This is a genomic window from Acinetobacter sp. S4397-1 (assembly GCF_024129285.1).
Lineage (GTDB): Bacteria > Pseudomonadota > Gammaproteobacteria > Pseudomonadales > Moraxellaceae > Acinetobacter > Acinetobacter lwoffii_C.
In genome coordinates this window covers 1-7,070 of sequence record NZ_JAMXXZ010000053.1, presented here as the reverse complement: position 1 = coordinate 7,070, position 7,070 = coordinate 1, and the positions used below count along the sequence as shown (strand labels likewise).

General features: G+C 40.7%; 10 protein-coding genes and 2 tRNA genes. 7 read left to right on the top strand and 5 right to left on the bottom strand.

Features of this window, described 5'->3' with window-relative positions; all coding sequences use genetic code 11:
* Positions 1–162 precede the first annotated feature (162 nt).
* The 4 genes from NI467_RS14080 to NI467_RS14065 form a co-directional block, all read right to left on the bottom strand.
* Positions 163–555: a hypothetical protein gene (locus NI467_RS14080; protein ID WP_253153453.1), complete on the bottom strand. Its 393-nt coding sequence runs from the start codon at positions 553–555 to the stop codon at positions 163–165.
* A gap of 13 nt (positions 556–568) precedes the next feature.
* Complete coding sequence (locus NI467_RS14075) at positions 569–1,405, bottom strand: ParA family protein (protein WP_253153452.1); 837 nt, start codon at positions 1,403–1,405, stop codon at positions 569–571.
* Between the two features lie 66 nt (positions 1,406–1,471).
* Positions 1,472–1,864, bottom strand: a complete 393-nt coding sequence (locus NI467_RS14070) for a SirB2 family protein (RefSeq protein ID WP_174659128.1) — start codon at positions 1,862–1,864, stop codon at positions 1,472–1,474.
* Between the two features lie 9 nt (positions 1,865–1,873).
* On the bottom strand, positions 1,874–2,182 hold the full coding sequence (locus NI467_RS14065; protein WP_151203599.1) for a BolA family transcriptional regulator: 309 nt from the start codon (positions 2,180–2,182) through the stop codon (positions 1,874–1,876).
* A 230-nt stretch (positions 2,183–2,412) separates the two neighbouring features.
* On the opposite strand from NI467_RS14065, the gene NI467_RS14060 reads away from it, so the two are divergent.
* Positions 2,413–2,488, top strand: a tRNA-Gly gene (locus NI467_RS14060).
* 46 nt (positions 2,489–2,534) lie between these two features.
* Positions 2,535–2,610 (top strand) — tRNA-Gly (locus tag NI467_RS14055).
* A gap of 380 nt (positions 2,611–2,990) precedes the next feature.
* Here the strand turns inward: NI467_RS14055 and NI467_RS14050 are convergent.
* Entirely contained in the window at positions 2,991–3,197 is a 207-nt protein-coding gene (locus NI467_RS14050; RefSeq protein ID WP_163170714.1) for a helix-turn-helix transcriptional regulator, read from the bottom strand.
* A gap of 110 nt (positions 3,198–3,307) precedes the next feature.
* On the opposite strand from NI467_RS14050, the gene NI467_RS14045 reads away from it, so the two are divergent.
* The 5 genes from NI467_RS14045 to NI467_RS14025 all read left to right on the top strand — a co-directional run bounded on the left by NI467_RS14045 (position 3,308) and on the right by NI467_RS14025 (position 6,333).
* Positions 3,308–3,523, top strand: coding sequence for a hypothetical protein (locus tag NI467_RS14045; protein ID WP_253153451.1), 216 nt, complete (start codon positions 3,308–3,310; stop codon positions 3,521–3,523).
* Between the two features lie 13 nt (positions 3,524–3,536).
* Positions 3,537–4,721, top strand: coding sequence for a site-specific integrase (locus NI467_RS14040; RefSeq protein WP_253153450.1), 1,185 nt, complete (start codon positions 3,537–3,539; stop codon positions 4,719–4,721).
* Positions 4,711–4,959: a hypothetical protein gene (locus NI467_RS14035; protein ID WP_004895356.1), complete on the top strand. Its 249-nt coding sequence runs from the start codon at positions 4,711–4,713 to the stop codon at positions 4,957–4,959. Before NI467_RS14040 ends, NI467_RS14035 begins: the two co-directional genes overlap by 11 nt.
* Before the next feature lie 68 nt (positions 4,960–5,027).
* Positions 5,028–5,576, top strand: coding sequence for a DUF1376 domain-containing protein (locus NI467_RS14030; RefSeq protein ID WP_178928886.1), 549 nt, complete (start codon positions 5,028–5,030; stop codon positions 5,574–5,576).
* A 10-nt stretch (positions 5,577–5,586) separates the two neighbouring features.
* On the top strand, positions 5,587–6,333 hold the full coding sequence (locus tag NI467_RS14025; protein WP_253153449.1) for an ATP-binding protein: 747 nt from the start codon (positions 5,587–5,589) through the stop codon (positions 6,331–6,333).
* The last annotated feature ends 737 nt before the right edge of the window (positions 6,334–7,070 follow it).

Here is a 7,070-nt window from a genome sequence, read left to right as displayed (position 1 = left end):
AGTGCGTGCCATTGAAAATGTAGAAATAAAAATAACTCAAAGGAGGATTTTAAGTATTTAAAACCAATTCTTCAAATGAGAACACGCCCTAGCATATCACAGTGCCGATATAAAAAATGCCAGCCTAAAGCCAGCATTTTTAATTATTACAAAGAAAGATAGTTAAGACGCCACAGCTTTCCGGGCAATCATCGGACAGTTTTTATAGCGTGCTGCTTGAACAATGGCTTCCTGTTCACCCAATAGTCGTGCCGTTTCAGTACGTTTGGTATTGGAAGATTGCCCCATATTGACGGATACGCTTGGACCAATGCCCCAGCCACCCCGACTGCCCCAGCCGCCACCTAAGCCTACTCCCACCCCGACTCCAGTACGTTTAGGTGCTTCCACACCATTATTAATATACTGCTGAATCCGGTTATATTCGCTCTGTAACTGCTGACAGCTAAGTGCCTGATAATGGGTCGGTGAGACATAGGTCGGCTTGATGGTACTTGCACAGGCATTTAGCAGCACCAACATGCCAAGGCCCAGACTTAGTTTCACAAGTTTCATAGTTAGCTCGATCTTAATTCTGCTCAATCTCATTGAACAATGATTGATAGGCCTGAGTCAATTTATGATCAGTAGCGAGATGAATCAATGGCTGATTTTTTTGATGGGATTCTTTCATCATAATAGAAGGTGGCAACATACTGTTCAGTACAGGCAGTCCCTCATCTTTGAGCTGCTGCACGACTTCGCGTGGCAGTTTTGCCTGCGCCTGAAACTGATTGACCACAATCCCTTCAATTTCCAGACCGGCATTATGATCATCCTGAGTTTCGATGACATTTTCAATTAAAGTATGCAGAGCACGCTTGGAAAATACATCGCAGTCAAACGGAATCAGAACCCGATCTGCTGCAATCAGGGCAGACAGGGTAAAGAAGTTAAAAGCTGGCGGCGTATCAATAAAGACCCGATCATACTGACCGGCCAGAGTCTGCAGAGCATCACGTAGCTTGTAGATTTTATGTTTAGCTTCCAGTCCATGCGCCAAAGCACCCAAATTCGGGCTGGCGGGAATGACCTCCAGATGCTTGAAAGGCGATTGATGCACATAACTTTCCAGCCCTTTGGCGCGGGTCTTTAAAATAGAGCCTATCGCATTGCCAAGCAGTCCCTTGCTTTGCTGCTGACCGAGTACATCTGCAAAAAAGTTCTCAATATTGGGTTCTAATGCAGGTTTATCATGTGAATAGGTGGCATCATCGCCCAGTAAATATTGACTGGAGTTGGCTTGGGGGTCCAGATCAATCAGCAGTGTTTTCAGCCCCTGGTGCGCACTGATTGCAGCCAGATTCACTGCAATACTGGACTTGCCCACCCCACCTTTTTGATTAAATATCACACGTGTACGCATAAGAATCCCCTTTTCATTTTTGTATTTATTTCACTGAGATGACATTGCGGTTAGTTAATTCATTTTTTAACCAAACGTTGGTTTGCTAATGACCAACCCGATAATCGCAAGCAAAGAAACCACCGCAATGAGTAGACCTGCCCGACGTTGCACCAACAAGATTGAATCATCTTTTTTATACGCTTTCCCCAAAGATGAAAGCAAAACTAGAAACAGAACAATTTTGGCATAGAACCAGGGCTGCACATCAAAGTCTTTAAGGACCAGCGCAATTACGCCTGTTATCGCAATGATAGTCATGGACAAATGCTGTAAGGCCACTAAAAATTTCTGTGCCACTGGATTAGGTAAATTTCCCTGTGTACCCACAAACAAGGTGAACGCACGTACAAGGATGGCCACTAGGGCCACGCCTGCAACAGACATATGAATTATTTTAACTAAAAGTTGAGTGTCCATAATACGCTCTTAGTGTTTGGGTGCATGTGCACAGGCTGGGCTGGAGGTATCTTGTTCTTTCCATTCCTCAGGTAGAAAAGCATGGATGGCTAAAGCATGGATCTTGTCTTTAGCCAACAAGTCTCCCGCTGCAGCATAGACTTTCTGATGACGCTGTACCGCACGCAGGCCAGCAAAAGCTTCACTGACAATAACTGCCTTAAAATGCGATTCTTTACCTGGAAAATACCCCCCATGACCCGAAGATTCATTGACGACTTCCAGATAACTTGGTGACAATTGTGCCAAACGGTCTTTCAGTTGTTGTTCTAAGCTCATGGCCTGACTCCCATTGATAATCTGTGTCCAGTATACCTTGTTCTCTACTCTATTTCGGTGAACGATTTACCTCTAATCATTTGATTGTGGCCAATTTTCATTAAAACCAGCATAACTTTTGTACACCCATCTGCTTACAGCCCCAATATTGCTTTTATTTTATGCAATTGATACAAGATTTTTCATAAAGTGATTGACCCTGATTTTTCATGCTGTATTATACACGGCATGCGGGAATAGCTCAGTTGGTAGAGCACAACCTTGCCAAGGTTGGGGTCGGGAGTTCGAGCCTCCTTTCCCGCTCCAAATTCTTTTTTGTTCATTTTTTTGTAGTAAAAAACTGATCGCCTATGCGGGAATAGCTCAGTTGGTAGAGCACAACCTTGCCAAGGTTGGGGTCGCGAGTTCGAGTCTCGTTTCCCGCTCCAGATTTAAAAAGCCCTGATCGAAAGATTGGGGCTTTTTTGTTGTTGATTTTAAATAATATTTTTTCTTTCAGTCTATAAAGCTATTAGCTTTAAAGCGAATAAAAAGTTAAGTTAGATCAGTTAAGGGGGTGCTTACGTGACCAAAACGTGCCCTATCACTATCAACTATAGATCAACATGTTTAGGTTTTTTGCATGAATTCTACTAAATATGAGCTGAGTAATTTTTAAAAAACCTTACGCACTTCCTTATGCCTTTCATTAAAGCTTTTTAAGCTCTCATAAAAAATGGTGACCAAATTTGGTCACCAAAAATATACAATAAAAACAATATATTAATTAGAAATTTATTAAATTACATGACGCTTTTTATTAGCAAAATTATTCATCTGGCTTGAACTTTAATAAATCACCAACGTCTACATTTAACAATGCACACAATTTTTCTAATGTTTCAAAATCAACACGAGTTGATTGACCATTATAGAGCTTATGTAAAGTGGTCTTACTCATTCCTGTTGCCCTAGCTACGTCTGCTACTTTCATTCTTCGTTCTGCTAAAAGTACAGGCAAGTTACAAACTATCATTAATTACCACCATTGTGTAATAAAGTACTTGCATGATGTATTAAATGCATTTATTATCGCATTGTGGTATTAAATAACATCATTGTGATACTTTATAAAAGGATACAAATATGAGTCTTACTTATATTACTACAAAAGAATTGGCAGAACGAATCCATTATAACGAACGTACCATTCGTAATCAGTTAAAGGATAGCGTTCTAATCGAAGGCATTCATTACATCCGTCCTTTTGGTGGACGCAAAATTTTATATGTCTGGGAGCGTATCGAAGAAGATATGACGAGAACCACTTTAGGTTCGCTACACAGCCTACAACTTCAGTAAGGAGAACATAATTATGGCTGCTATTCGCACTAGATACGGTAAGTTATGTGTCGATTTTCGATACTTAAACATCCGTTGCCGTGAAACAACAGCTCTTGAAGACAATGCTCAAAATCGAAAAAAGCTTGAAAAAGCGATTGAACGAATGGAGGCAGAAATCTTATTGGGTATTTTTGACTATGCTAAATACTTTCCAAAAAGTTCTCGTTTGAAAGAAATCAAAAATGCAGAAAACAGAGTAAATGAAATCAGCTCAAAAACACCTCTATTTTCTAAGTTCTGTGAAATTTGGTTCACTGATAAAGAAATAGAATGGCGTACAAGCTATAAGGAGAAAATTCAAATTGTGATCAAAAAGTACTTAATCCCTTTTTTTGGCACAATTCCGGTTATTAATATCAAAAAGTCAGACATCCTTGGATTCCGTTCATCCCTCGCCAAAGTGACTCACGGGAAAAACCAAGAATGCCTTTCACCATCAAGAATCAACCAGATTATGATAGCACTTCGTATGATACTCGATAGTGCTGCCGAACGATATGACTTTGATAGCCCTTATAAGAATATCAAGAACTTAAAGCAAGGAAAAATTGAAGTCACACCTTTTTCATTAAAGGAAGTCCATGCAATTTTAGCCACAGTTCGTGATGATTTTAAGCCCTATTACACTGTTCGATTTTTTACGGGTATGCGTACCAGTGAAATCGATGGTCTGCAATGGAAAAATGTGGACTTGCAACGTCGTGAAATCCATATCAGAGAAGCATTAGTGAATGGTATTTTGGGTGGAACCAAAACTTATGGTTCTGACCGTACCATCCAAATGAGTGATCGGGTTTATCAGGCCTTTCTCCAACAGAAAAGCTTAAATAATGGCAAATCAGAGTTTGTTTTCTGCAATCGTGATGGTGGACCTCTCGATTATCGTTTGGTGAATAAACGTGTCTGGCATCCGATCTTGCGCCTTCTAGGATTGAAGCCTAGAAGAGCCTATCAAACACGTCATACAGCAGCAACTCTTTGGCTGTCGGCAGGCGAGAACCCGGAATGGATTGCTCGCCAGCTGGGACATTCAACGACTGAAATGCTATTCCGGGTCTATAGCCGTTACATCTCCAATGTTACGCGCCGCGATGGTAGTGCTTTTGAAGCCATGCTGGAGAGACTCAATACAGAGGAGCTTGCCCATGAACAGTAAAGCTTTCTTTGGCGGCGTAGTCGTTAGCCCAGAAGCAGATATGGTCGCTCGTGAATTAATCCATGAGCTACACATTCCCAAACTGCATAATCTGGCCTTTTTGCTGGAAATCAATAAATGCTTCGATGATCACCAAGCATTGAGACTCTGGCTGCAGCGAATGCTGGATGAAGGGCAAGCCCATTACGATGACTTGGCCCAACAGGCCCGTCTCCGCTTAATGAGTCTCGCTCACTAATACAACCAACATAGAAGGTCATCCAATCGATGACCTTAACCCCTTTATACCTATAAAAAGGTGAACACATGCATAAAGATATTTCAATTTGGATGCCACTCTATATTGGCGACCTACAGGCGAAATTTGCACGAATGACAGCAGAACAAATTGGCGCGGCACTGCTGTTAATGATGGATTTCTGGAAAAATGGAGCTATTCCTCATGATTTAGCAACGGTATGCAGCATCACGAAATTACCGCAGCATACCAAGGCTAAAACTTTGTTGAATACGCTGACAGCATTAGAATTATTTGAAGTCGAATCTGAACAAATTCTTTCAAGTTTTTTAACCAGTTTAAAAAGCCAGGCATTGCAAAATCAGCAAATGAAATCTGATAAAGCTAAAAATGCAGCTCAAGCACGTTGGGGGAAATCCGCAAGTAATGCTCAAGCATCAGCCAAGCAACGAAAAGTAAATGCTCAAGCAGCTCCTGAGAAGAACCCGAGTATTACTCAAGTCATGCTTGAACCATGCCCTTCATCTTCATCTTCATCTTCATCTTCATCTTCATCTTCATCTTCAAATTTTGAAGAAAAAAATGAGGATTTTTTAGAAAATTCCAAATGGATTTAGGAGAGTGATCATGAATACCATGCTTAAAACGCTCCAGTTTCGCACAGAAACAACGGAAACACTTTGCCCTACCCATCATATACCCCTGATGGAAATCGCTGGTCACAAGCTATGTAAATTGTGTGCCAAAGAAATCGTCCATCACTCACATGCAGCCTATGCAGATGAGTTGCAACAGCGATTGCTACAACAGAAAATCAAAAACTCAGGGCTCAATAAACGCTACCTGGATCGTGGCTTCAAGAATTATGTAGTTGCATGCCCTGCACAAGACAATACCATCAAACTATGTCAGGCCTTTGCACAGCAGATTATTTCTGACCACAACCCGAACATGTTGATGATTGGTACACCGGGTACAGGTAAAACCCATCTGAGTGCATCAATTATTCGCAACATTCTGCATAATAGTACAAAATCTGCACGCTACTATACCAGTGCAGAAATCGCTCAAAAAATGATGGATACCTGGTCAGATGCTTCACGCTCTGAGAAAGAAGTTATCGAGCATTTCTCCAGTTTTGACTTATTGGTGATTGATGAATATGGCCTGCATGACCGGCATGAAAAACGCTTGGAGATGGTGCATAAGGTCTTATATAGTCGTTATGACAATATGAAATCTACCCTGCTGATTTCCAATTTCACAGTCCAAAATATGCAGCGGGATTTAGGTGTCCGATTATGGTCACGATTACATGAAAACAATTTGATTGTCGTACCGTGTTATTGGGATGATCGACGAATAAGCGGATAGCCAAACTCTTTACTCAAGCCAATTATCTTCCGAGATAATTGGCTTTCTTTCTAAAGATTCAGAACATCTAACCCAGTAGATAACTCTCGGTTTCCACAATCAATATCCTATTAAGTTTGAATGGCTTTGTTGCATAAACATTCAGATTAAGAAATCATTGGCTTAAAATTGGTTCACAGCTATATATCTTAGATACCATTATCTTGGATTATTTACTAACAATATGTTTTGCATTAGATCTTTTTCATAAATCAAAAAACGATCTACTTTTTTTGCTGCTTATTTGTACCAAAGAATTTTCAATATTCCTGCATAATCTGCGGATGAAATACATCGATTCAAAGAAGCTTTCTGAAACACAGTTCAAGCGATACACCGGCATCTCATTGTCAACCTTTGATTTAATGTTTGAGCAATTGAAGACGCATGTTCCTGCCAAAGGCAGACCGCCCAAGTTAAGCCTGGAAGACCAGATTCTGCTCTGTCTAAGATTGGCGGCAATACCGAACCTTATTTTCACGTTGCGACGAGTTACAGGGTTTCAGAGCCCACTGCTTCAAGAATCGTACGTCATGTAGAGGACTGCTTAATCAAGTCTAATTTATTTAATTTACCCAAGCATTTGCCTCAAGGCGAAGGCATTGACTGGAATGTGGTAATTGTAGATGCCACAGAAATTCCAATCCAAAGGCCTAAAAAAACAGAAGAAAAGCTATAGCGGCAAGAAAAAGACCCAC

Coding starts and splice junctions, on each gene's coding strand:
- NI467_RS14080 (WP_253153453.1), bottom strand. CDS start 555: ATGAAACTTGTGAAACTAAGTCTGGGCCTTGGCATGTTGGTGCTGCTA.
- NI467_RS14075 (WP_253153452.1), bottom strand. CDS start 1,405: ATGCGTACACGTGTGATATTTAATCAAAAAGGTGGGGTGGGCAAGTCC.
- NI467_RS14070 (WP_174659128.1), bottom strand. CDS start 1,864: ATGGACACTCAACTTTTAGTTAAAATAATTCATATGTCTGTTGCAGGC.
- NI467_RS14065 (WP_151203599.1), bottom strand. CDS start 2,182: ATGAGCTTAGAACAACAACTGAAAGACCGTTTGGCACAATTGTCACCA.
- NI467_RS14050 (WP_163170714.1), bottom strand. CDS start 3,197: ATGATAGTTTGTAACTTGCCTGTACTTTTAGCAGAACGAAGAATGAAA.
- NI467_RS14045 (WP_253153451.1), top strand. CDS start 3,308: ATGAGTCTTACTTATATTACTACAAAAGAATTGGCAGAACGAATCCAT.
- NI467_RS14040 (WP_253153450.1), top strand. CDS start 3,537: ATGGCTGCTATTCGCACTAGATACGGTAAGTTATGTGTCGATTTTCGA.
- NI467_RS14035 (WP_004895356.1), top strand. CDS start 4,711: ATGAACAGTAAAGCTTTCTTTGGCGGCGTAGTCGTTAGCCCAGAAGCA.
- NI467_RS14030 (WP_178928886.1), top strand. CDS start 5,028: ATGCATAAAGATATTTCAATTTGGATGCCACTCTATATTGGCGACCTA.
- NI467_RS14025 (WP_253153449.1), top strand. CDS start 5,587: ATGAATACCATGCTTAAAACGCTCCAGTTTCGCACAGAAACAACGGAA.